At 36.3% G+C, this 24,095-nt stretch carries 20 protein-coding genes and 1 pseudogene; 14 read left to right on the top strand and 7 right to left on the bottom strand.

All coding sequences use genetic code 11. The features are described 5' to 3' along the window. Positions 1–4: 4 nt before the first annotated feature. Positions 5–355 (bottom strand): iron chaperone, encoded by a 351-nt coding sequence (locus tag IGM04_RS08245; protein WP_002357112.1) that lies wholly within the window; start codon positions 353–355, stop codon positions 5–7. 150 nt (positions 356–505) lie between these two features. Continuing rightward, positions 506–655 (bottom strand): hypothetical protein, encoded by a 150-nt coding sequence (locus IGM04_RS08240; protein ID WP_002357118.1) that lies wholly within the window; start codon positions 653–655, stop codon positions 506–508. Positions 656–863: 208 nt separating this feature from the next. Here IGM04_RS08240 and IGM04_RS08235 point away from each other — a divergent pair, with 208 nt between their 5' ends. Beyond that, positions 864–2,699 (top strand): LTA synthase family protein, encoded by a 1,836-nt coding sequence (locus IGM04_RS08235; protein ID WP_010819464.1) that lies wholly within the window; start codon positions 864–866, stop codon positions 2,697–2,699. 72 nt (positions 2,700–2,771) lie between these two features. Then, a pseudogene (locus IGM04_RS08230) lies at positions 2,772–4,174 on the top strand (IS3 family transposase). 77 nt (positions 4,175–4,251) lie between these two features. Here IGM04_RS08230 and IGM04_RS08225 read toward each other — a convergent pair. The 3 genes from IGM04_RS08225 to yeiL all read right to left on the bottom strand — a co-directional run bounded on the left by IGM04_RS08225 (position 4,252) and on the right by yeiL (position 6,675). Next, positions 4,252–5,433, bottom strand: a complete 1,182-nt coding sequence (locus IGM04_RS08225; RefSeq protein WP_002365813.1) for a multidrug effflux MFS transporter — start codon at positions 5,431–5,433, stop codon at positions 4,252–4,254. A 109-nt stretch (positions 5,434–5,542) separates the two neighbouring features. Further along, positions 5,543–5,938, bottom strand: a complete 396-nt coding sequence (locus IGM04_RS08220) for a DUF3224 domain-containing protein (RefSeq protein WP_086317968.1) — start codon at positions 5,936–5,938, stop codon at positions 5,543–5,545. Between the two features lie 71 nt (positions 5,939–6,009). Continuing rightward, the gene (yeiL, locus tag IGM04_RS08215) at positions 6,010–6,675 is read right to left on the bottom strand and encodes a transcriptional regulator YeiL (protein ID WP_002365811.1); all 666 of its coding nucleotides are present in this window, start codon (positions 6,673–6,675) and stop codon (positions 6,010–6,012) included. 88 nt (positions 6,676–6,763) lie between these two features. Between yeiL and IGM04_RS08210 the strand changes: the two genes are divergently transcribed. From IGM04_RS08210 to IGM04_RS08180, 7 genes are all read left to right on the top strand, one after another. Then, positions 6,764–7,414 carry a YczE/YyaS/YitT family protein gene (locus tag IGM04_RS08210; protein ID WP_002366868.1) on the top strand — a complete coding sequence of 217 codons (651 nt, stop codon included), beginning with the start codon at positions 6,764–6,766 and terminating at the stop codon, positions 7,412–7,414. A 317-nt stretch (positions 7,415–7,731) separates the two neighbouring features. Then, entirely contained in the window at positions 7,732–10,437 is a 2,706-nt protein-coding gene (locus tag IGM04_RS08205; RefSeq protein ID WP_002377094.1) for a cation-translocating P-type ATPase, read from the top strand. Positions 10,438–10,521: 84 nt separating this feature from the next. Next, complete coding sequence (locus tag IGM04_RS08200; RefSeq protein ID WP_002365809.1) at positions 10,522–11,058, top strand: GNAT family N-acetyltransferase; 537 nt, start codon at positions 10,522–10,524, stop codon at positions 11,056–11,058. 69 nt (positions 11,059–11,127) lie between these two features. Continuing rightward, positions 11,128–11,568, top strand: a complete 441-nt coding sequence (locus IGM04_RS08195; RefSeq protein ID WP_016633291.1) for a hypothetical protein — start codon at positions 11,128–11,130, stop codon at positions 11,566–11,568. 337 nt (positions 11,569–11,905) lie between these two features. Continuing rightward, positions 11,906–12,595: a GntR family transcriptional regulator gene (locus IGM04_RS08190; protein WP_228071552.1), complete on the top strand. Its 690-nt coding sequence runs from the start codon at positions 11,906–11,908 to the stop codon at positions 12,593–12,595. Between the two features lie 143 nt (positions 12,596–12,738). Beyond that, the gene (locus IGM04_RS08185) at positions 12,739–14,466 is read left to right on the top strand and encodes a PTS transporter subunit EIIC (protein ID WP_370684189.1); all 1,728 of its coding nucleotides are present in this window, start codon (positions 12,739–12,741) and stop codon (positions 14,464–14,466) included. Positions 14,467–14,480: 14 nt separating this feature from the next. Further along, on the top strand, positions 14,481–16,148 hold the full coding sequence (locus IGM04_RS08180) for an alpha,alpha-phosphotrehalase (RefSeq protein ID WP_086317966.1): 1,668 nt from the start codon (positions 14,481–14,483) through the stop codon (positions 16,146–16,148). A 45-nt stretch (positions 16,149–16,193) separates the two neighbouring features. Here IGM04_RS08180 and IGM04_RS08175 read toward each other — a convergent pair whose 3' ends face one another. Together IGM04_RS08175 and IGM04_RS08170 are read right to left on the bottom strand one after the other, a co-directional pair. Continuing rightward, entirely contained in the window at positions 16,194–16,355 is a 162-nt protein-coding gene (locus IGM04_RS08175; protein WP_002357133.1) for a hypothetical protein, read from the bottom strand. A 33-nt stretch (positions 16,356–16,388) separates the two neighbouring features. Further along, the gene (locus tag IGM04_RS08170) at positions 16,389–16,745 is read right to left on the bottom strand and encodes a hypothetical protein (protein ID WP_002357135.1); all 357 of its coding nucleotides are present in this window, start codon (positions 16,743–16,745) and stop codon (positions 16,389–16,391) included. A gap of 179 nt (positions 16,746–16,924) precedes the next feature. Between IGM04_RS08170 and IGM04_RS08165 the strand changes: the two genes are divergently transcribed. From IGM04_RS08165 to IGM04_RS08145, 5 genes are all read left to right on the top strand, one after another. Next, positions 16,925–18,259 (top strand): FAD-dependent oxidoreductase, encoded by a 1,335-nt coding sequence (locus IGM04_RS08165; RefSeq protein ID WP_086317965.1) that lies wholly within the window; start codon positions 16,925–16,927, stop codon positions 18,257–18,259. Continuing rightward, the gene (locus IGM04_RS08160) at positions 18,249–19,715 is read left to right on the top strand and encodes a helix-turn-helix domain-containing protein (protein ID WP_002389313.1); all 1,467 of its coding nucleotides are present in this window, start codon (positions 18,249–18,251) and stop codon (positions 19,713–19,715) included. The genes IGM04_RS08165 and IGM04_RS08160 overlap by 11 nt, the downstream gene beginning before the upstream one ends. A 276-nt stretch (positions 19,716–19,991) precedes the next feature. Beyond that, positions 19,992–21,497 (top strand): glycerol kinase GlpK, encoded by a 1,506-nt coding sequence (gene glpK / locus IGM04_RS08155; protein ID WP_002357138.1) that lies wholly within the window; start codon positions 19,992–19,994, stop codon positions 21,495–21,497. Between the two features lie 20 nt (positions 21,498–21,517). Continuing rightward, the gene (gene glpO, locus IGM04_RS08150) at positions 21,518–23,347 is read left to right on the top strand and encodes a type 1 glycerol-3-phosphate oxidase (RefSeq protein WP_002384386.1); all 1,830 of its coding nucleotides are present in this window, start codon (positions 21,518–21,520) and stop codon (positions 23,345–23,347) included. A 7-nt stretch (positions 23,348–23,354) separates the two neighbouring features. Next, complete coding sequence (locus IGM04_RS08145; protein WP_002357140.1) at positions 23,355–24,074, top strand: MIP/aquaporin family protein; 720 nt, start codon at positions 23,355–23,357, stop codon at positions 24,072–24,074. Positions 24,075–24,095: the final 21 nt, after the last annotated feature.

The following is a 24,095-nucleotide window of genomic DNA, read 5'->3' as shown; positions in this document are numbered from 1 at the left end:
GGTCTCAATGAGACCCTGTTTTCATGTTCTCTTGTACACGGAATTTAACTATTTCCTGTATTAATGAAAGAGGTAACTCTTGCGTGTAGGGAAATTGAATGGCACCTTTCGAGGTTTTAAAAGGGCGTAATTCTTTGCTGAAACGTTGGATGGCTGATGGCGTAGGATAGAAACCTAAATGTTGCTTGGCCGCCGCAAAATGCACTAAATTGCCATTTAAGTAAAAGGTCGGCATTCCATAAGCGATTTTTTCAGTAGTCTCCTGAGGAACAACCGCTAAAATTGCTTGGTAGATTTCTGTTAACTGTGTTTGATGTTGGGGTTGCTGGCGAATATAGTTTGCAATGATGGTCATATAAAAACACCTCCGTTTGTTTCAGTATACTATGTAAAAAATAAAAGGCGAAGAAGATACAAAAAAACCGTCTAGTATTTTTTCTTTACTAAACGGCTTTTAGCTTAAATAACTACCTAAAGGGTCTTGCATGGAAATGTTTGTCACTCCTTAGTTTAATTGTTTTAAGTGTGCAATTGCTTCTTCAATTGTGTGACCAGTTGCTGTTTTACTTTCATTTTTTGCATCAAAAACAATGAAAATATTTTTGTCTGTGTCTAATTGAATACGGTATTGAATGTTTTTTACTTTGTAAGTCATAGTTATTCTCCTTTCATAAAGTACTCTAAAAAGGCGACGATAACTGATAACGAAATTCCATTGTTACTATACCACTGGAAAATTATTTTTGCAACAAATAACATTTTTTCTTTACCATTCCTTAGACTTCTTTGCTAGCTACTTCTTTACATTCTTTTTCAAGAAGCATAAAATAAATACATTACTAGTTTTTGAATAGGAGATCGATGTGAAAAAGAGAGTTGAGAAATTTAGACGATGGCCTTACCGCTACCTTTTGTATGGAATCGGGTTCATCTTATTAATTATTTTTAGTAATTTATATTTGCAATGGTGTCAGAATAACTTGTCTGTTGATTTAGCCTTCAAGTTTGCTTTTTCGTGGCATACGGAAAAGTTTTTCTTAGGTTGTTTTGTGCTAAGCGTTTTTTTACTTTTTTTATGTAGTTTGGCAGGCTCATTAGGAGTTGGCGCTCTTTTATATAGTGTCATAATAGGTGTTTTAGGATTTGCGGACTATCAAAAGATGTTTTATCGTGTCGAACCTATTTACCCAGACGACTTAAAAATGATCACAGAAGTTAGTTTATTAAAAGAAATGGTTGGTTTATGGCCGTTTGTTTTTGTGGTAGCGTTAGGTTGTGTAGCACTTTTTTTCTTAGGAAAAGCCTTTTATAAAAGTTTCTTTTTATCGAAGAAAAAACAAACGATTCGTGTGTTAAGTCTTGTTCTTTCGATTGGTCTATTTTCATATATTGGTGATTTTAACAATCCGCAAAATTTGTTACGTAAAGCCTATAATAAAACCGCGTTATGGATTCCTTACAGCCAAAAAATGAATTACTACAATACAGGATTTATTGGTGGTTTTCTATATAATTTAAAAGTAGAGGCTATGGACCAACCAAAGGGTTATTCAAAAGAAGCTATTTCAGAAATTACTCAGAAATATCAAAAGTTGGCCGAGGCGAAAACAGTGCCGAGCAATGAGCAACCAAATATTGTGTTTGTCATGAGTGAAAGTTTTTCAAATCCAGATCATCTGAAAGGTTTGTCCATTATTGGTAATCCTTTAGCTGATTATCAGCAAATCGCTGATAAAACTTACAGTGGCCAGATGCTTTCACAAAACTACGGGGGCGGAACTGCGAATATTGAATTTGAAGCCCTAACAAGTTTTTCGATGGAATTAATGAATGCCCAAATGACTACACCTTATACAATGATGATTCCTAAGATGACGGAATTGCCTTCCATTGTTTCATTACTTAAGGAACAAAAGTACCAAACAACGGCTATTCATCCGTACAATACATCTATGTATAAACGAAAAGATGTGTATAAAATTTTAGGTTTTGATCAATTTATCAATGAAAAAACAATGAACTATACGGATAAACTAGAAAATAATCCTTACATTTCAGATCAAGCAGCGTATCAGGAAGTGACGACACTGCTTAAAGAAAAAGAGCAACCGCAATTCATTCATTTAGTTACTATGCAAACACATATGCCCTATGAAAATAAATACACAACGTCCAATTATTTTTCTCAAGGAAACGGCAATCAAGTCGCGCTCAATAATTACTTGCAAGATATTGCCTACAGTAGCGAAGCTTTGAAAAATTTCCTACAAGAAATCGAAAAAATGCCCAAACGCACATTAGTCGTTTTTTGGGGAGATCACTTACCAAGTATTTATGATGAAAACATTCAAGCGTTGAATGAAGGGGCAGCCCTTCACCAGACCGAATTTCTAATGTATGATACGGCGAATCAGTTAACAGAAAAAAATCAGCATCAAGCAACCATTAGTCCAGTTTATTTTGCTCCCTCACTTTTCCAACAAAGCGGCTTACCGCAATCGGGATTTTACGCTATGCTAAATGAGGTACAAGAACAATTGCCTGCTTTTGAAAAGGGGAATTACTATCTCGGTGGGGAATGGAAAAAAACAGTAGAAATGAATAAAAAGCAAGAACAACTATATGAGGAATACCGACTGATTCAATATGATATTGTTTCAGGGAAGCAATATAGTTTAGAAAATCAATTTTTTAGCTAAAAAAAACACACGAAATATGAGCCGACCCCCAAAAGTTAGACCTAGAAATCTAACTTTTGGAGGTTTTTTTGTATGGCAAAATACAGTTTTGAATTTAAACTTAAACTTGTTCATGACTACTTATCTGGTCAAGGAGGTCTAAGGTTTCTCGCAAAGAAGTATGGGTTTAAAGATAGTTCTCAAATAAGCAAATGGATAAATGCCTATAAAGAACTTGGTGAAGAAGGCCTACTTCGCAGTCGAAAAAATAAGAATTACTCTGTTCAATTTAAGCTAGATGCGATAGAGTTATATTTAACAACAGAGTTGTCCTATCAAGAAGCAGCTAATCTTCTAAAAATGAACAATCCATCATTGATTGCGAATTGGCTTAGAACGTATCAGAAGTTTGGTATAGAGGGACTCTCTAAACAGAAAGGACGTCCACCTACCATGTCTAAAAAGAAACGAAATGAACCCCAACCACTACCAAGTGAACGATTTCAAGTAGAGAAACTAGAAAAAGAAAATAGAATGTTAAAAATTGAGAATGCCTATTTAAAAGAATTGAGGAGACTGCGTTTAGAGGACGAACAAAAAATGAACGAATCGCACGAATCATTCACAGTCTCCGAAGACACTTTCGATTAAAAGATATTTTGGAAACCCTAAGGTTTCCAAAATCTACTTACATGTACTGGCAAAAACGCCTCGACAGAACAGCTTCAACACAAATCATTGAAGAAGAAATTCAAGCGATTCGTAAAAAACATCAACATTATGGCTATAGAAGGATAACCCAAGAATTGAAACGACGTGGATTTCAAGTGAATAAAAAGAAAGTCCAGCGATTAATACAAAAGTTAAAGTTACAAGTCAAAGCTTTTACTAAGAAATCCAGAAAATATAATTCCTATAAAGGAATCGTTGGTAAAATCGCTAAAAATTTGATTCGTCGCCGATTTAAAACCTCTGTTCCTCATCAAAAAATTACAACTGATACAACTGAATTTAAGTACTTTGAAGCAGATAACGCAGGCATCTTTCGTCAGAAAAAACTATACTTAGATCCATTTATGGATATGTATAATAGTGAAATTCTAAGCTATAGCCTTTCTACTCAACCAAATGGTAAAACAGTTATGGAAGGTCTGAAAGAAGCAATTTCTCAAACAAATGATTGTCCCTATCGGCGCACCTTTCACTCTGATCAAGGCTGGGCTTATCAAATGAATGTCTATATACAAACATTAAAGGACAACAATATCTTTCAAAGTATGTCTCGAAAAGGAACCTGTTTAGATAATTCTCCCATGGAGAATTTCTTCAGTATCCTAAAACAAGAAGTGTACTATGGAAAAATCTATCAAAGTCAAAATGAATTGATAGAAGCAATTGAGAACTACATTTATTATTACAATCATCACCGAATCAAGGAAAAACTTAACTGGAAAAGCCCAGTAGAATTTCGACAATTCAATCAAAAAACTGCATAAAAATAGAGTGGAAAAATCCACTCTATAAAAAGTCTAACTTTTTGGGGTCACTACAATATTCGTGTGTTTTTTGATTTTTATTTTAAAGTTTTACGATAAACAATGACATAATAGCTGAAAGCTAACAGGCAGGCAAAACTTAAAAAGTAAAGCGGTAAGACCCAAATGGTACCATTGTGAAAGTAACTAATCAAATAGGTAAAGAAACTAACAAACAAGTAATAGACAAAACTAAAAATCCCACTGGCAGTACCAATTACAGATTCATAGCCTTTTAAGGCCATACTTAATGCATTGGGCAAAGTAATATTAATCCCTAAGAAAAAGAGAAAAATAAACAAAATAAGACCAATGATTGTTTCAAATTGTGTCATTATTAATAAACAGCAAGCCGCAAAGATACTTAGCAGCAAACCAGCAAAGGCAATTTTTTCCGCTGACCAATATCCTAGCAACCAATTGATAAGAACCGCAGCAAGAATACTAGACACAGCTAAAACTAAACCAAGAAAGCCATATTGGACACTGCTAAAGCCAAAGTGATTGATGAAAATAAACGGGGCTTCTGCATAGTAGCTAAATAATAAACCATTAATGCCACCAATCAATAAGCCGTAGCACCAAACTTTCGAGTCGAAGGAAAGGCGTTTCGCCACGGACCAAAAAGGCGCTTTCGTTAAGGTATTTCCTAAGTGAAAGGTTTCTGGTAAACGATAAAAACTATAGAAAAGTAATAGAACAGCCATGACAATTAAGGTGCTAAAGACATGCTGATAGCCAAAATAGGTTTGAACAAGTCCGCCGACTAAGGGTCCGATGGCAGGAGATAGCGATAGGGCAGCGCTTGTTTGAGCAAAAATTTTCCCTCTTTGAAGATCGTTAAAGCTTTCCCGCATCATTGATTGGGTAATGACAGAACCAACGCTTGCACCAAATGCTTGAATTAAACGGAAGAATAACAGCCAAGGAAATGTCGGACTCAAAAAAAGGCCAATATTTCCAATTAAATAGCATAAAATTCCTAATAACATAGCTGGGCGACGTCCAATCGTATCGGATAAAATTCCCCAGAATAAAACGCCAACGGCAAAGGCAACAAAATAAATACTCATGGTTAATTGTGCCACGCTATCGTGAATGTTAAAAGCAGAACTAAGCGCTGGTAAAATGGGTGTGAAAATCGACTCGCTGATTTGTGGAAATCCCACAAGCAAAATAATAATTAGTAATGATGGGACGGTGTTTCGGGTGTTTTTCATGATTTTTCTCCTTAAAAGTTTAATCTAATCAAAAACACCCATTGTCTTTTACAACCGCCAAATTTAAAATAAGTAAAATAATGTCACCAACTTTCCTTGAAATTTTTTATTATACAAAGTCTAAATGAAGAAGCGCTTCTTCTTGACTAAATTCATAAGTGTAGCGACCGGATAAACCGGCAAGCTCACCTGATGCTTGAAATAGTTCACCTGGGCAGTCTAAAAGACCCTGTGTAAACGTCCCTTTTTCGCAAGCAGTAAAGGTGCCTTTTTTTCCTAAATAAGTTCCTTCGAAATGTAGGAAACCGACCACTTGAGCCACAGCTTCAAGCCCATCTGCCATTGAAGAGCCTTGATAAGTCATTAAGTATTCCACAGAAGCTGTCCCAGATAAGGCGCCTGACAATTGATAAGTAGCGCTCGTTTGATTCACTGGGAAATTTTCATTAAGATTGTCAATCGGTTGTTCTTGCCAACTAGATACAGTAAATGATGCTTGCTCCATTGCTGTCCCTTCTTTCTTATTAATAAGAATAGGGTAGCGGGAAGCGCACTATTTGTCAACAATCCACCACTTTAACTCTTCATTTTTTGCACAAAAGAATGTAACGCTAAGCGGTTGATGTGATAAGCAGTTCCTTGTTTTTGAATAAAGCCGCGCTCTCGAAATTGTTTGAAGGTATAAATAAGATGGCGATAACTAACCCCTAAGTATTCGGCAATCTCAGTATGTTTTTCTTTATAAACATCTTCGTGATTAGCGGCAACCAATAGCAATTCCGCTAGCCGATAACTTAGTTCATAGGTCTGATTCGTTGTAAAGTGGTCCACTCGTTGGAGCATTTTTTTCCCTAGATAATGGCTGAGTTGCTGCATAAAAAGTACCTTGTTTTTTAAAACAGTTTCTGCATAAGCTAAAGGAATAGCCAAACAACAGGTTTCACCTAAGGCGATAACGTCCTTGGTTATCGTTTCCGCTTGAACTAATGTTAAATCGCCAATTAAATCACCTGTCGTTAAAAACTGAACAATGGATTGGCGGCCATTGCGTTCTGTTTTTAAAATTTTCGCTTTTCCTTTGATTAAATAAAAAAGATAATTTAATGGCTCTGCTTGGTGATGAATGAATTCTTGATTTTCAAAATCGATAATAAAACTGTGTTTTAAATCAATTTCATTAAAAAAAGGCGTATTTTTAGCTAATTCTTGTTTCGGTGATTCTTGGTAGGCTGTTTTAAGCATTTTTTCTCCTTATAATAGGAGATATCTCCTATTTGTTTCTTCTATTGTAGCACATAATAGACGTATCAAGAGTAGAGGAGTTTTTATAATGTGGAAGAAAAAAATTGTGCTATCGTTTCTTTTTTATTTAATTAGTGCATTGGGCATCAGTTTGACAATTCAAGCAGGCATTGGAGTTAGTAGTTTTAATGCATTTAATGTGACCTTTGCAACACTTACTCATTTAAAAGTCGGGACGGTTACCACAGCTATCAATTTCGCTTTTTTAGGCACGTGTTGGTTGTTAGATCAGCAGCGTAAAATTCAGGACTATTTGATTATTTTGGTGGCGTTAATTGGCTTTGGTTTTGTCATTAATTTTTTCTTATATCAATTATTTGGTTCGCTTGTTTTTCAAAATTATTTGGTTAAAATTGTTCTATTTATTTTAGGGACAATCATAGCAGGAATCGGGACAGGACAGGTAGTTGCGCTAGGTGTTTTGCAATTTCCCATTGAAAAATTTTGTACACTTATTTCTGAAAGAACGCGCTATAGTTTTCAGGTTTATCGTTATTTAGTTGATATTTTTTGTGTCAGTTTAGCACTAGGATTGTCCATTAGTTATCATTTGCCGATTTTTGTTCGTGAAGGAACCGTGATTAGTCTTTTCTTACTTTCTTGGGTTATTAGTTGGTCGAGAAAGCGGGGACAACAACGTATTTTACGAATACAAATCAAGAAACTGGAATCCGAATGAAAGGATTTCAGTTTTTCTCAAATGAGCAGAACTTTTATTTGAAAAAAAGAGTGGAAAACGGTATACTAATTAAGTAATTATTCATAACATTGGTTCTCCAATCAATGTTAAATAGTTTTTTCATGAGGGAGTAACTGACAGTATTTATGCTGTGACAACATCACCAACTCCGAAAGCAATTTCTGGTGTTGTCTTAAACGGTGAGACTTATGTATGTTCGACGAAGTAGCATACACAAGTCTATTTTTTTTCATTTATTTTTGATGAAATGTAAAATAGTACTTGAAGGATGCTGCAAAAAATAGAGGAGGAAGAACATGTCAGAAGAAAAGAAAACACAATTGTCTGAAGCGTTTTACGCACAAGACGACACAGTTGTTTTGGAGAAAATGAACACAACAACTGATGGATTAAGTGCACAGGAGGCTCAAAAGCGTTTAGAAACGTACGGGGAAAATGTGCTAGATGAAGGGAAGAAAAAATCACTTGCCGTGAAATTCTTTGAGCAATTCAAAGATTTTATGATTATTGTTTTATTAGCGGCAGCGGTCATTTCAGCCGTCTTTTCCCATGATGTGGTAGACTCGATTATCATCTTAGTGGTTGTTATCTTGAATGCCATCTTTGGGGTCATCCAAGAAGCCAAAGCGGAACAAGCCATTGAAGCATTAAAAGAAATGTCTTCACCAAATGCTAATGTTCGCCGTGATGGACACGTCATTACTGTTAAAAGTGATGAATTAGTGCCAGGTGACATTGTTTTATTAGAAGCAGGGGATGTCGTTCCAGCCGATTTACGTTTATTGGAAGCGAATAGCTTAAAAATTGAAGAAGCAGCGTTAACCGGTGAATCTGTTCCAGTTGAAAAAGAAGTAACCATCTTAGAGGGAACCGATATTGGTATCGGTGACCGGATCAATATGGCTTATTCCAATAGTAATGTGACGTATGGACGTGGTCTTGGCGTTGTGGTTGGCACAGGGATGAATACAGAAGTCGGTAAAATTGCTGGCATGCTAGCAAGTGAACAAGAAACGGAAACGCCTTTAAAACAAAACTTAAACCAATTGGGTAAAATGTTAACAATTGCCATTTTAGTCATTGCAGCGGTGATGTTTGTGGTAGGAATGATGAATGGTCGTTCATGGATTGACATGTTATTAACGTCAATTTCGTTAGCTGTAGCGGCAATTCCAGAAGGATTACCAGCGATTGTCACAATTATTTTGGCTTTAGGTACCCAAAAAATGGCCAAGAAAAATGCGATTGTCCGTAAGTTACCAGCCGTTGAAACATTAGGAAGTACAGACATTATCTGTTCAGATAAAACAGGTACGTTAACCTTAAATCAAATGACCGTTGAAGCGTTGTATACAGATGGTCAAGTTTTATCTGCTTCCACAGAAATCCCTGCTGATAATATGGCTTTAAAAATCATGAACTTTACGAATGATACAAAAATCGCTCAAGATGGTTCATTAATTGGTGACCCAACAGAAACTGCCTTAGTACAATTTGGTTTAGATCATGCGTTTAACGTAACCGAAAAAGTAGCAGCTGAACCTCGTGTGGCAGAGATTCCTTTTGACTCTGATCGTAAATTAATGACTACAGTTCATGAATTAAAAACAGGTGGCTTCCTAGTTTCTGTCAAAGGTGCACCAGATGAATTATTGAAACGTTGTACGGAAATCTTATCAAATGGAGAAACAAGTCCATTAGATGAAACAAAACGTCAAGAAATTTTGAAAACAAACACCTCATTAGCGAAACAAGCCTTACGTGTTTTAGGAATGGCTTATAAATATGTTGAGACGATTCCAGCCGAAATGAGTTCTGAACTTGTGGAAAAAGATTTAACATTTGCTGGTTTAGTCGGTATGATTGACCCAGAAAGAAAAGAAGCTGCAGATGCTGTAAAAGTCGCGAAAGAAGCGGGTATTCGTCCAATTATGATTACGGGTGACCACCGTGATACAGCAGAAGCAATTGCGGCACGTTTAGGCATCATCAAAGAAGGCGACGACGATGCAGTCATCACAGGCGCTGAATTAAATGAATTGTCAGATGAAAAATTCGCACAAGTCGTGGGACACTACTCTGTCTATGCTCGTGTTTCACCAGAACACAAGGTTCGGATTGTTAAAGCGTGGCAACAAGAAGGAAAAGTGGTTGCTATGACTGGTGATGGCGTAAATGATGCCCCAGCCTTAAAAGCTGCTGACATCGGGATTGGTATGGGAATTACCGGAACAGAAGTATCAAAAGGTGCTTCAGATATGGTACTTGCCGATGATAACTTTTCAACAATTATTGTAGCGGTAGAAGAAGGACGTAAAGTCTTCTCAAATATCCAAAAAACGATTCAATATTTACTTTCAGCTAACTTAGGGGAAGTATTAACCTTGTTTATTGCAACAATGCTCAATTGGGATACCTTGTTACCTGTTCACTTATTGTGGATTAACTTAGTAACGGATACTTTCCCAGCGATTGCGTTAGGTGTGGAACCAGCAGAACGTGATGTGATGAGCCATGAACCTCGTGGTAAAAAATCGAACTTCTTCTCTGGCGGCGTTTTAAGCAGTGTTGTTTATCAAGGGATTACGCAAGGGGCATTGACTTTGATTGTGTATAAAATGTCAATTATGTTCCCAGCACATACCGCGGCTAACACAAACTTATCGGCGCAAGCGTTGTATGATTTACAACACGGCGATGCTTTAACCATGGCCTTCGCTACTTTGGGATTAATTCAATTGTTCCATGCCTTTAATGTGAAGTCGATTTATCAATCAATTTTCAAAGTTGGCTTATTCCGCAACAAATCATTTAACTATGGGATTCTTGTTTCGTTCTTGCTATTAGCTGCAACGATTGTTATTCCAGGATTTAATGATTTATTCAGCGTCACACATTTAGATGCATATCAATGGGCAATTGTAGCAGGTACTTCTTTTGCTATCATCCCAATTGTGGAAATTGTGAAGTTCTTCCAACGTAAAGCAGGTAAAGGTGCTTAATAAAAAGGTGCTTAATAAATAAGAAAAGAAAATTGGCTGGTACTTAAACCAGTCAATTTTTCTTTATGTAAGGAGTGAAAGGGCTTGAAACGGAAAATTATTTTCGAAACACAACGACTTATTGTCAGAGAATGGCAGTCGGAAGATGAAGTGGAATTGAAAAAATTTTTGCAAGATGAAAATGTGATGTATGCCTATGAACACGCTTTTTCTGATGAAGAGGTTGCAAACTGGCTAAAGTGGAACTTACAGTCCTATCAAGAATGCGGCTACGGCTTATGGGCGTTAGAGAAGAAACGAACAGGCGAAGTCATCGGCGAGTGTGGTCTCACCAATCAATTAGTAAAAGGCAAGAGCTATCCAGAAATTGGTTATCATTTATGTGTGAAAGAATGGCACAAAGGGTATGCGATTGAAGCTGCCGCAGCGACAAAACAGTACGCATTCGATGTATTAAATTTTCCAGAAGTTATTTCAACGATTCGTGATACGAACTTAACCTCTATGAATGTCGCTATTCGAAACCAGATGCTTGTTAGGGATCGATACATTAAAACATACCATGGCAAAACGATGCCTCACTATGTTTTCTCTGTTAAGAATCAAAAGAATAAAGACTGAAAAAGTGCCACTTGTCAGATGGAATAGAAAAAGTGTAAAATGGAGTGAAAGAGAAAAGGGAAAAGAGGGATGGTTATGAGACCAAATTTAGGATTTTACGTTCAAACAATTAATGATATCGTTAAAACAACAGAAGACATTGGCGAAGTCATGAATCCATATTACGAAGAAGTTCGTCAAGCGATCGATAAGAATAAAGTGAATGATTTAACAGCCGAACGAATTGCAGAAATTCAAGCAAAATTTAAAGAAGGTACTGAAGAATATGAATTAATGCTCAAAAAAGTCGGAACATTAAAACCAACACCACAAGTACTTGGCATTCACAAAAAATTTCAACATGCTTATACAGAATATGTAGCAGGATGCAATGAAATGATTTTAGCAACAGATCCAGAAACAGGTATTGATGCAGATTTATTTAATGCTTCAGAGGAAAAGCAGGATCAAGCAACGGATGAATTAACCTTTGCCATTACGCGAATGAGCAACATTCTTTTGAAAAAATAAAAAACTAATAAAAATAACTAACGAATTTAATATTTTTTTCATGTCTTTTTTATGGACAAAAGAGAAAGTGTATTGTATTATTAATTCATACCAACAACAACCTTTTTATTTTTCATTTTACTCTTATTGAGTAAATACTCCTTTTCCATCGGCAAAACTGCCGGTGGTTTTTTTTGTTATTTTTTTATTTTGAAACATTGTTATGTTTTTTAGGTAGCATCATTTAAAATGTGCGTAATGTTGCGTGCATAAATAAGACTAGTCAAAATCTTTTAAGTATAGTAAAGTGAAATTATCATCGGAGAAAGAGTGAGCAGATATGACAAGAACTAAGTACATGGAAATTTATGAAAGCCTACGTGATAAAATTGATACTGGTATTTATCATGAAATGATGCCTTCTGAAAATACTTTAGTAAAAGAGTATGGAGTCTCACGCAATACAATCCGTCGCGCGTTAAAAGAATTAACGAATCAAGGATTAACAGTTAGTATCCCTGGGAAGGGTGTCTCAATTATAAGTACGCCACATTCGTTAGGTGTTTCGCTAGATAAAATAGAAAGTTTTAAACAATTCACTAATCGCACACATCTAGAAATGTCTACGAAAGTATTATCTTTTTCTGAAGAAGTAATGACGGAAGAATTGACCAAAAAATTACCTTTTCAAGTGGGAGAAACAATTTATCGAATTGTTCGATTAAGAATGCAAAAAAATGATCCAATCGTTGTGGATGAAAATTATTTTCTAAAAGATGTTGTGCAAAGTTTGTCTACTGAAATAGCAGAAGATTCCATTTATGAATACTTGGAAAAAACGTTGAATATACATGTTTCAACATCAAAACGCGTCATTACAGTTGAACTATTAACGAAAGAAGATAAAGAACTATTGCACAGCCATAGCTATGATACTGCAGTGATCATTAGAAATACGGCCTATACACAGTTAGGTAAATTGTTTGAATACACAATTTCTAAACATAGACCGGATAAATATGTATTTACAGAAGTTGTGGTCCATTAAAAAAACAAAAGCCAGTTGGCTTTTGTTTTTTTTTATTATTTAGCAACCTGTTTAAACAAGTTGTTGACTAACTTGTTTAAACAGGTTACAATAATTTTGTAAACGTTTGCGGTTAAATGATGAGTTTCTTGGCCAGTAAACTCATGAAGGAGGAGAAGATAGTGAAATCAAATTATCGAGAATTGGCACAGGCAATTATTGTTGGCGTTGGTGGAGAAGATAATATTGAAAAAGTATTTCATTGCATTACACGTCTGCGATTTACTTTAAAGGACATCGAGAAAGTAAATCAAGAGGAACTGGAAAAGCTTTCAGCACCTAAAGTTCCTTCAGTAAAAGCTTTTTATAACACCAATTTAAATCAGTATCACGTGGTGATTGGTCAAGCGGTTGAAGATGTTTATACTGCTGTAGATAGTCAATTAGCTACAAAAGATTTTAAAAATCAAACAGATAAATCAGCAAAATTACCAAAGAAACAACCACAAGGCTTTAAAGAAATTATTTCTCACTATTTTCAAATAATTATCGGAACAATCACAGGATCCATGATTCCTGTTATTGGGTTATTAGCTGCTGGTGGATTAATTAATGGATTACTAGCTATTTTCACAAAAGGGAATGGATTAATTAATGTGCTTGATCCACACAGTACAACGTATTTATTAATTTCAACATTATCAATGGTTCCATTTTATTTTTTACCTGTTTTAATCGGTTTTTCTGCCGCCAAACAACTAAAAGCTGATCCATATGTCGTAGCGGCAGTCGGGGCAGCCATGATTGCACCAAACATTCGTAATATTGTTAGTTTGGATCATCCAACAGTAGTCAATTTTACAAAAGGAGCAATCGAGACCGCAAATCAAGCAATTGCGGCAGCTGGCGTAACAACGAATGGAGCAACGGCGGTAGCAAATTATGATGTTCATGGTGTTTTAACAGGATGGACAGTAACTGCAGGTAAGTTATTTCAGATGTTTGGAGCAACAGGACCTACATTTAATGCTGATTATTTTGGTATTCCAATTGTGTTGCCTAACTATGCGTACTCTATATTTCCAATCATTGTAGCAGCGGCTATAGCTGCACCTTTAGGAAGGTGGCTCAAAAAAGTTTTACCGATTGTACTTCAGCCAATTTTTAGACCGTTAATTACTTTTTTTGTGACAGCATCAATCATTTTTATTGGCGTTGGTCCTGTTATCTCAATGATTTCATCTGCTTTTGGTTCTGGTGTTGAATTTTTAATTGGTAATGGACAAAATGTTATTCAACTTGGGATAGCCGGTTTAATAATTGGTGGATTCTATCAATGTTTGGTGATTTTTGGTCTCCATTGGTTAGTTGTTCCAATCATTTCATTACAAATTGCTACAACTGGTGAGTCTAGTTTAAATATGTTGGCTAGTTATACAATGCTTGCTCAAGGAGCAGGAACGCTGGCGGTATTCTTAAAAACACGCAAAGCGCCAGTTAAAGGATTAACTTTACCAGCTGCAATTTCTGCCTTTTGCGGTGTAACGGAGCCTGCAATGTATGGTGTAAACTTAAAATATCCACGTGTGTTTATTATGAGTTCCATTGGTGCAGCTGTTGGTGCAGGAGCGGCGGGCTTTCTAAATCTCCATATGTATGGATTTTCTGGTTCGCTAATTGGTTTTCCAAACTTTGCAGCTAAAGGAGTATTGAATCCTACTACACAAGAATGGGTAAACGGAAATCCAAATAATTTTCTGGTTTTTTGGGTGACAACAATTTTGTGTATCACTGTTTCTATGGCACTCGTTTGGTTTTTTGGTTATAAAGATGATGATGTGATGGGAACTGGTATAGAAAAGAAAAATGTTTTTAAAAATGCAGTAAATTAAGGATGGAATAGAAGATGACAAACGAAAATTGGAAATCAGGCACGATTTATCAAATTTATCCACGTTCATTTAAGGATACGAATAATGATGGATTTGGTGATATCAAAGGAATCATTGAAAAATTAGATTATCTGGAAAATTTAGGTGTTTCCTATCTTTGGTTAACTCCTATGTATGTCTCTCCGCAAAGAGATAATGGCTATGATATTGCTGATTACTATAACATTGACTCGAAATTTGGGACAATGGCTGATTTTGAAGAATTATTAAATAAAGCACATGAAAAAAATATCCGAATAATGATGGATTTAGTTGTTAATCATACTTCTTCTGCACACTATTGGTTTCAAGAAGCTTTGAAGGGCAAAGATAATCCTTATCGAAATTATTATATCTGGAAAGACCCTGTCAATGGAAAAGAGCCAAATAATTGGGTATCTAAATTTTCTGGTTCTGCCTGGGAATACGAGCCCAACTCAGGACAATATTATTTACATTTATATGAAAAAACAATGCCCGATCTGAATTGGGAAAATCCTAAATTACGAGAAGAAATAATCACTATGATGAAATGGTGGGCGGAAAAAGGAATTGATGGCTTTCGTTTAGATGTGATTAATAATATTTCTAAAGACCAATCCTTTCCTAACGATACATTAGAGACACCGAAAAATGACGGACGAACGTACTATTCGGATGGACCACGTATTCATGAATTTTTACATTTAATGAATAAAGAAGTTTTTACACCGTATCAATTAGTGACGGTGGGAGAATTATCATCTACTACGCCTGAACAAGTTATTTTATATACGAAACCTGAACGCCAAGAACTTTCAATGGCTTTTAACTTTCACCATATGAAAGTTGATTATCCAAATGGCGAGAAATGGGCAGTAAGTGACTATCAGTTAACTGAACTAAAAAAAATAATGGCGTATTGGCAACAAAAAATGTACAATGAAGGCGGCTGGAATGCTTTGTTCTGGACGAACCATGATCAACCACGTGCGCTGGCACGCTTTTTAGATGATGAGGAATTTCGGATTGAAAGTGCGAAAAATTTAGCAATTACAGAATTTGGCTTACATGGTACAACTTTTGTCTATCAAGGGGAAGAAATTGCCATGAAAGATGCTTATTTTCAAAATATTTCAGAATACGATGACCGTGAATCAATTAATGCCTACAATATGATGATTGCACGGGGCGATTCAAAAGAGTATGCTTTAGCGGCATTACGACAAAAATCACGAGATAACTGTCGAATTCCTATGCAATGGACGGATGAAAAATATTATGGCTTCTCTACTCACAAACCTTGGTTAATGGGTCCTACTCACGATGAGGTAAATGTTGAGCGAGCACTTGAAGATAAAAATTCGGTTTTTTATACGTATCAAAAACTAATTAAATTTAGGAAGGAAATGCCGATTTTTGTTAAAGGAGATTTTGAATTAATTGATGCAGAAAATAATCAAGTGTTTGCCTATAAGCGAGTATTCGATGATGAAACCCTTTTGGTTGTATCGAATTTTACAAGTGAAACTATTCGTTTTGATACAGGGATTAATTTAACTGAGGGAAGTCGAATCTTAGTGGCTAACTATCCACGGGAAATAGTGATACAGGAACTAGAATTACAACCTTTTGAAGCTATGATGATTTTAAAAAATAAGTAATTAAAAAGAGAAAAAACTTCGCGTTAAACGAAGTTTTTTCTCTTTTTAATTTTCAACATTTCGCACATAATCATCAAAGTATTGAATTAACTCTTTCTTGATTTGTTGATAATCTGCTTCAGAATAGTTCTTTTCTTCTAGCGTACCATTAAAAAATGGCAAATTTAGTTCTTCTTTTAAACGTTCAATCACTTCTTCTTGCTTCATAAGGACCCCTTCTCAACGAATTGTTCTCTTCTATTATAGAACATTGTAGTCATCCGTCAATTGTTCAAAGGCAATTTTCATTTCCTCTAGACGTTCATTCAATTGGTTGGTTTCATCTTCTTCATTGAAAAAATGTTGTTTTAATTCAAAATAAAAATTTTCGAAGGCTTGGAAAAAAGGCTCAGACTTGTTGTTTTCAAGAGCAGGAACACTTGTGTAGAGAACACGAGCGCTATGGTAGTAAGTGAAAACCTCGTTAATATTTAATAAAATACGCGCTTCTTCTGGGCGTGGTCGACTTGTAACTAAGTCATGCAAAGATAAACTTTTTGTATGGGTTTCAGATAAATAAAATAAAAATAGTTCCAATTGCTCTTTCGTTGCAGACATGAAAACTCCTCCTCAAACAGTAGTAACATTTATTATAAATGAAAATGAAAGTGCTTGAAAAGCAATGCGCTCAGCAAAAATAATTATTTTAAGGGAAAACTATAGTTGTTGCTTTAGCATTCTTTTTAATCATGATAAACTGAGAGAAGTATAGTAGGTCCTGACAGAGGAGGAAACAAATGAAAATTGTGATTATTGGTGCATCATTCGCAGGTATTTCCGCAGCAATTGCTTCAAGGAAAAAATATCCCCAAGCAGAAATTTCTTTAATTGATAAACAAGCAACAGTGGGGTATTTATCTGGTGGCTTAAGTGCGTATTTTAATCATACCATCAATGAATTACACGAAGCACGTTACATAACGGAAGAGGAATTACGTCGTCAAAAGATTCAGTTGCTTTTAAATAGAGAAGTCGTGGCAATGGATGTTGAGAACCAATTGATTGCTTGGTCACGAAAGGAAGAGCAACAGTGGTATTCTTATGATAAATTGATTTTAGCGACAGGCGCGAGCCAGTTTTCCACGCAAATTCGTGGTAGTCAAACAGAAAAACTACTCAAATATAAATTTTTATCAGGTGCTTTAGCGGCTGTTCCATTACTGGAAAAGAGCCAGACAGTAGCCGTCATTGGTGCAGGACCCATTGGAATGGAAGCTATTGATTTTCTTGTGAAAATGAAGAAAACGGTCCATGTCTTTGAAAGCTTGGAAAATCTATTGCCTAAATATTTTGATAAAGAAATGGTCGCAGAAGTTCAAAAATCTTTGGAAAAACAAGCAGTAATTTTCCATTTTGAAGAAACGGTCCTAGGAATTGAAGAAACAGCAAATGGTATTGTTCTTGAAACAAGTGAACAGAAAATTTCTTGTGACAGTGGGATTTTTGCTTTAAACTTACATCCTCAATTAGCCTATTTGGATAAAAAAATTCAACGAAATCTGGATCAGACAATCGCGGTGGATGCTTATTTACAAACTTCAGTGCCAAATGTTTTTGCCATCGGAGATTGCATTTCAGTTATGAATGAACCAGTCGCGGAAACTTTTTATGCTCCGTTAGTGAACAATGCGGTACGAACTGGCTTAGTAGTCGCCAACAATTTAGAAGAAAAAACACACCGATTCATTGGCTCTTTGCGAACAATGGGAACAAAAGTGGGGGACTATTACCTTGCTAGTACAGGTCTAACCGAAACGGAAGGTTTATTTTTTCCGCAAACACTTGCTTCCGTAATTGTTAGACAGCCAGCGCCGCCTCTACAACATGGGACAGAAATTTTAGGCAAATTAATCTATGATAAAGTGACGCAACGGGTCCTTGGGGCACAGCTTTGTTCAAAAAACAATTGTTTAGAAAAAATAAATACGTTAGCATTAAGTATCCAAACAGGTCAGACACTGACAGACCTATTACAAAAAGATTATTTTTATCAACCTTCCTTAACCAATATTTATGATATTACAAATTTGATGGGTGCTTCGGCTTATTGGAGAGAGAACGATGAAAGTTGAGACGTTATTAGAAAAGAAAGCGATGCGACAATTATTAACGGTGCAACAAACCATCTTAGCAGGCGGCACCTGCTCAGTCTCTGATTTAACAGCATTCTTAGCGGTCACAAAAGCCTCCTTTGAAAAAGACTTAGAGGATTTACATTATTTTTTGAAACCTTTTGGACAGGATTGTCAGCTTACTTATGATGGCCAACAGCTATCAATCACCTTATCGGATTTTTTTTCGTTGAATCATTTAATTGAAGCATTTGTAAAAGAGTCTCTTAAATTTCAACTTTTAGATTATTTATATCGTAATAAAGAGTTTTCTATTGTTCAATTAACGACTAAATTTATGATTAGTGAGTCTTCTTTATTTCGAAAGATTAAGGAACTCAATCAATTGTTAGCCGCCTTTGATTTGCAAATAAAAAATGGACAACTACAGGGAGAAGAATTGCAGATTCGTTACTTTTACTTTCAGTTGTATTGGTATATTACTCCCTATGAAATACACCAGAAAAAAACGATGTCGCCGTTAAATAAACGGATAATTGAAGGGATTGAGACTGGCTTAGGTTTTACTTTTAATGAACATAATGCGTTAAAAGTTAGCCTTTGGTTGAGTATTACGAAAAAGCGCCTAGCGGTCACTTCAAAAAAATATCAACAATTGAGAAAGAAAATGAGTGATTTTAAAGAAGATCCGTTATTTAAGCAAGTTCGACAATTGTTTTTCCGTTTTTCTAGTCGCTATTCATTAGAATTAGACGAAGGAGAAAGCATGATTCATTTTGTTTTTCTAATCACAATGTCGGTCTTACCAGAATCAGCTTTTGATGAATATTCCTTAATTCGGGGACGTCGTTCCGCTGTTTCTTTAGCTGATACGTTTATCTTGGAAAATGTGGTCTTGTATTATCGGCCCCATAAATTTGAACCTACTCTTGAGAAAACCATGGCTTACTATTTTTCACAAATTCATGGAAAACTGTATTTTTTTAAAGGAGAATTGGAAGTTTTTGATCGGGCCCATATCTGGGAAAAAGAACAGCAATTATCTAGTCGGGAATTAGCTTCTTTTTCAACAACGTTATTAGAAAAAGCTTTAGCTTGTTTTGATGAAACGTATCAACCAGGAGATAGTTTGCATGAACTTTCTCTGGTCAAATATTTAAGCGTGTTGGCATTAATTGAATTTAAAATGATTGGTGAAATAAAAATTGGAATTCACTTAGCAATGGATGCTCTTTATCAAGCGGCGTTAACACAAGTATTAATGCTTAGTCTTAAAAATATGAATGGCACGCTGGTGGAGAGGTATCAGCCTGAACAAACATATGATTTAATTGTGACCAATTATCAGCAAACGAGCTATCAAGGAACACCGGAAGTCTATGTTTTGTCAGAATTAAGTTCGACCTATGATGTGCAACAATTAAAAAAGAAAATACGCACCTTGCGGGAGAAATAAACAAAAGGTTGGTGTGACGGAAATTTTCTGATCCTCGCACCAGCCTTTTTACAACTAAAAGTCGAAAATTAGGCTTTTTTAAACAAAAATGTTTCTTTTTATTGAAAAATTAGAGATAATAAAAGCATTATTGAAAGCGTTATCTTTGTTGGTTTTAGTAGAAATCCTTTCAATTTTTTTAAAATAAAAAAAGTTTTTGACATGTTTAGTTATACTTTTGTTTGTAAGATAGGGACATAAAGAAAACGATTTCAAAAACGTTTAGGAGGAATTATCATGGCAGAAGAAAAATACATTATGGCGATTGATCAAGGAACGACTAGTTCTCGTGCAATTATTTTTGATAAAAAAGGAAACAAAATTGGTAGTTCACAAAAGGAATTTACTCAATATTTTCCTAATGCAGGCTGGGTGGAACATAATGCCAATGAAATTTGGAATTCTGTTCAATCCGTTATTGCAGGTTCTTTAATTGAGTCAGGAGTGAAACCAACGGATATTGCCGGAATTGGGATTACAAACCAACGGGAAACAACCGTTGTTTGGGACAAAGCAACTGGGTTACCCATTTATAACGCAATTGTTTGGCAATCACGCCAAACGACACCTATTGCTGATCAACTAAAAGAAGATGGCTACAGCGAAATGATTCATGAAAAAACTGGGTTAATCATTGATGCTTATTTCTCAGCAACGAAGGTTCGTTGGATCTTAGATCACGTAGAAGGTGCGCAAGAACGTGCAGAAAATGGAGAATTGATGTTTGGGACAATTGACACTTGGCTCGTTTGGAAATTAACGGGAGATACTCATGTCACTGATTATTCAAATGCAAGTCGGACGATGTTGTTTAATATCCATGATTTAGATTGGGATCAAGAAATTTTGGATCTTTTAAATATCCCACGAGTGATGTTACCGAAAGTCGTTTCGAACTCTGAAGTGTATGGATTAACAAAAAATTACCATTTTTACGGAAGTGAAGTTCCTATCGCTGGGATGGCTGGTGACCAACAAGCCGCCTTATTTGGTCAAATGGCCTTTGAACCTGGGATGGTTAAAAATACCTATGGAACAGGCTCATTTATTGTCATGAACACTGGCGAAGAACCTCAACTTTCTAAAAATAATCTGCTTACCACTATTGGCTATGGTATTAACGGCAAAGTATATTATGCCTTGGAAGGAAGTATCTTCGTGGCTGGTTCAGCGATTCAATGGTTACGAGATGGCTTAAAAATGTTGCAAACGGCTGCTGAATCTGAAGCAGTAGCCAAAGCGTCAACAGGGCACAATGAAGTTTATGTAGTTCCTGCATTCACTGGTTTGGGCGCACCATATTGGGATTCACAAGCGCGTGGGGCTGTCTTTGGATTAACACGCGGTACCACGAGAGAAGATTTTGTCAAAGCGACACTTCAAGCAGTTGCGTATCAAGTTCGTGACATTATTGACACGATGAAAGAAGATACAGGCATAGATATTCCCGTCTTAAAAGTAGACGGTGGAGCAGCAAACAATGATTTCTTGATGCAATTCCAAGCAGATATTTTAAACACTGCTGTTCAAAGAGCCCATAACTTAGAAACAACGGCCTTAGGCGCAGCTTTCTTGGCGGGCTTAGCGGTTGGCTTCTGGAAAGACTTAGAAGAAATCAAAGCATTCCAAGAAGAAGGACAACAATTTGAACCAATTATGGCGGAAGAAGAACGAGAAGATTTATATGAAGGTTGGCAACAAGCAGTAGCAGCTACCCAACAATTCAAACGTAAAAATAAGTAAATGGAAAAGGGGAATTTTCTATGACTTTCTCAATAGAAACACGCCGACAATCAATCGACGCTTTAAAAACACAACACTTAGATGTCTTAATTATTGGTGGTGGCATTACTGGCGCAGGCGTTGCCCTGCAAGCCAGTGCCGCTAAAATGAAGACAGGGTTAATTGAAATGCAGGATTTCGCAGAGGGCACCTCTTCACGATCAACCAAATTAGTTCATGGTGGTATCCGCTATTTGAAAACGTTTGACGTGGAGGTGGTGGCAGATACAGTGAAAGAACGAGCCGTCGTTCAATCCATTGCGCCACACATCCCTAAAGCGGATCCCATGTTATTGCCGATTTATGATGAGCCAAATGCAACATTTAATCTATTTTCTGTCAAAATAGCAATGGATTTATATGATCAGTTAGCTGATGTAACAGGTACCAAGTACGCCAACTATCTGTTAACAAAAGACGAGGTTTTGGCACGTGAGCCACAACTAAAAAGTGAAGGTCTACAAGGTGGCGGTGTTTATTTAGATTACCGAAATAATGATGCTCGTTTAGTTATTGAAAATATTAAACAAGCAGTAGCTGACGGGGCACATGCTGTGAGTCGGGTTCAAGCGGTGGGCTTTTTATACAATGATGAAGGGAAAATTACTGGTATTCAAGCAAAGGACCTACTAACTGATGAACAGTTTGAGATTCACGCAGATGTTTTAATTAATACTACTGGTCCTTGGTCAGATAAATTAAGAGGCTTAGACAAAAACGATTCATTTACACCACAAATGCGTCCAACGAAAGGGGTTCATTTAGTTGTCGACAAAAGCCGTTTAAATGTTCCTCAACCAACGTATTTTGATACAGGTAAACAAGATGGCCGCATGGTCTTCGTTGTTCCAAGAGAAGAAAAAACATATTTTGGGACGACGGATACAGATTACCATGGAGACTTTCAACATCCAACAGTAGAACAAAGTGATGTGGATTACCTATTGGAAGTAGTCAATAATCGTTATCCAGAGGTACAATTGACAATTGATGATATTGAAGCCAGCTGGGCTGGCTTACGACCTTTAATTTCTGCTAACGGTGGCTCAGATTATAATGGGGGAAACAATGGCAAACTTTCAGATAAAAGTATTGATGAAGTCATTGATGTCGTTGACAGATACCAAAAAAATCAAACAGATAAACGAGAAATTGAAGAAGTCCTAAACCATCTAGAAGACAGTTTGGTGGAAAATAAAGTCAATCCTTCAGCTGTCTCTCGAGGCAGCTCATTGGAAAGATCAGCGGATGGCTTGCTCACTTTGGCTGGTGGGAAATTAACAGATTATCGTAAAATGGCAGAAGGTGCGATGAAAATGATTCAAACCATCTTAGCAGAAGAATACCAGAAAGAATTCACCTTAATAGATTCTAAAAACTATCCAGTTTCAGGCGGGAAATTGAACCCTGCAACGGTAGACGAAGAATTAGAAGCGTTGGCAAAACATGGCGTATCTAAAGGGTTAAGTGAAAAGGATGCACTATACTTAGCTCATTTATATGGCTCCAACGTACCAACTGTTTTTGAAATGATTGATGATGCCAAAGTAATTCCTGGTTTAACCTTAACAGAAACTGTCTCTTTAAACTATGCGATGGAAGAAGAAATGGCTTTAACACCCGTCGACTTTTTATTGCGACGGACCAACCACTTATTATTTATGCGTGATCGTTTGGACCAAGTGAAAGCGGGAGTCATTGAAGAAATGGCACAGCATTATCAATGGACAGCGGAAGAAAGAGCACGACACATTGAAACATTAGAAAAAGTAATTGAAGAATCAGATTTAAAAAATTTGAAAGTAGGGTGAAGAAAAAATGGGAACTTCGATGATGACACAATTATTCGGTGAATTTTTCGGAACGATGATTTTAGTTTTACTAGGGGATGGCGTCTGTGCCGCAGTTAACTTGAAGAAAAGCAAAGCCTTTGCTTCTGGTTGGGTCGTTATTGCTTTAGGTTGGGGCGCTGCTGTTACATTAGCTGTTTACATGTCTGGGTATATGAGTCCAGCGCATTTAAATCCTGCTGTAACAGTTGCGATGGCAATTACTGGAAACTTTGAATGGGGCATGGTTTTACCTTATATCGTAGCTCAAGTCCTAGGCGGTTTTATTGGTGGTTTAGTTGTCTGGTTAGCTTATTTACCCCATTGGAACATTACAGAAGACAAAGGTGCTATTTTAGGAACCTTCGCCACTGGTCCAGCTGTCCGTAACTATCCAGCCAATGTTTTAACAGAAATTATCGGCACATTTGTCTTGGTTTTTGGCTTACTAGCCTTTTCTCAAAACGACTTAGCGGCTGGCATTAACCCAATGCTTGTTGGGATTTTGGTCTTAGGACTAGGTCTATCATTAGGCGGACCTACAGGTTATGCAATTAACCCTGCACGTGATTTAGGACCTCGTTTAGCGCACCAAATTATTCCTGTGAAAACAAAAGGTGATTCTGATTGGGCTTATTCTTGGGTGCCAATTGTGGGACCTATCTTAGGTGCTTCATTAGCTGCAGTAATTTATTTATTCACTATTTAATAAAATGAAATGTAAATAGTT

The sequence above is a fragment of the Enterococcus sp. DIV2385 genome, from assembly GCF_051711925.1.
GTDB classification, from domain to species: Bacteria; Bacillota; Bacilli; order Lactobacillales; family Enterococcaceae; genus Enterococcus; species Enterococcus faecalis.
Note: the sequence above shows the minus strand (reverse complement) of the source record. Positions and strands in the feature narration are given on the sequence as shown.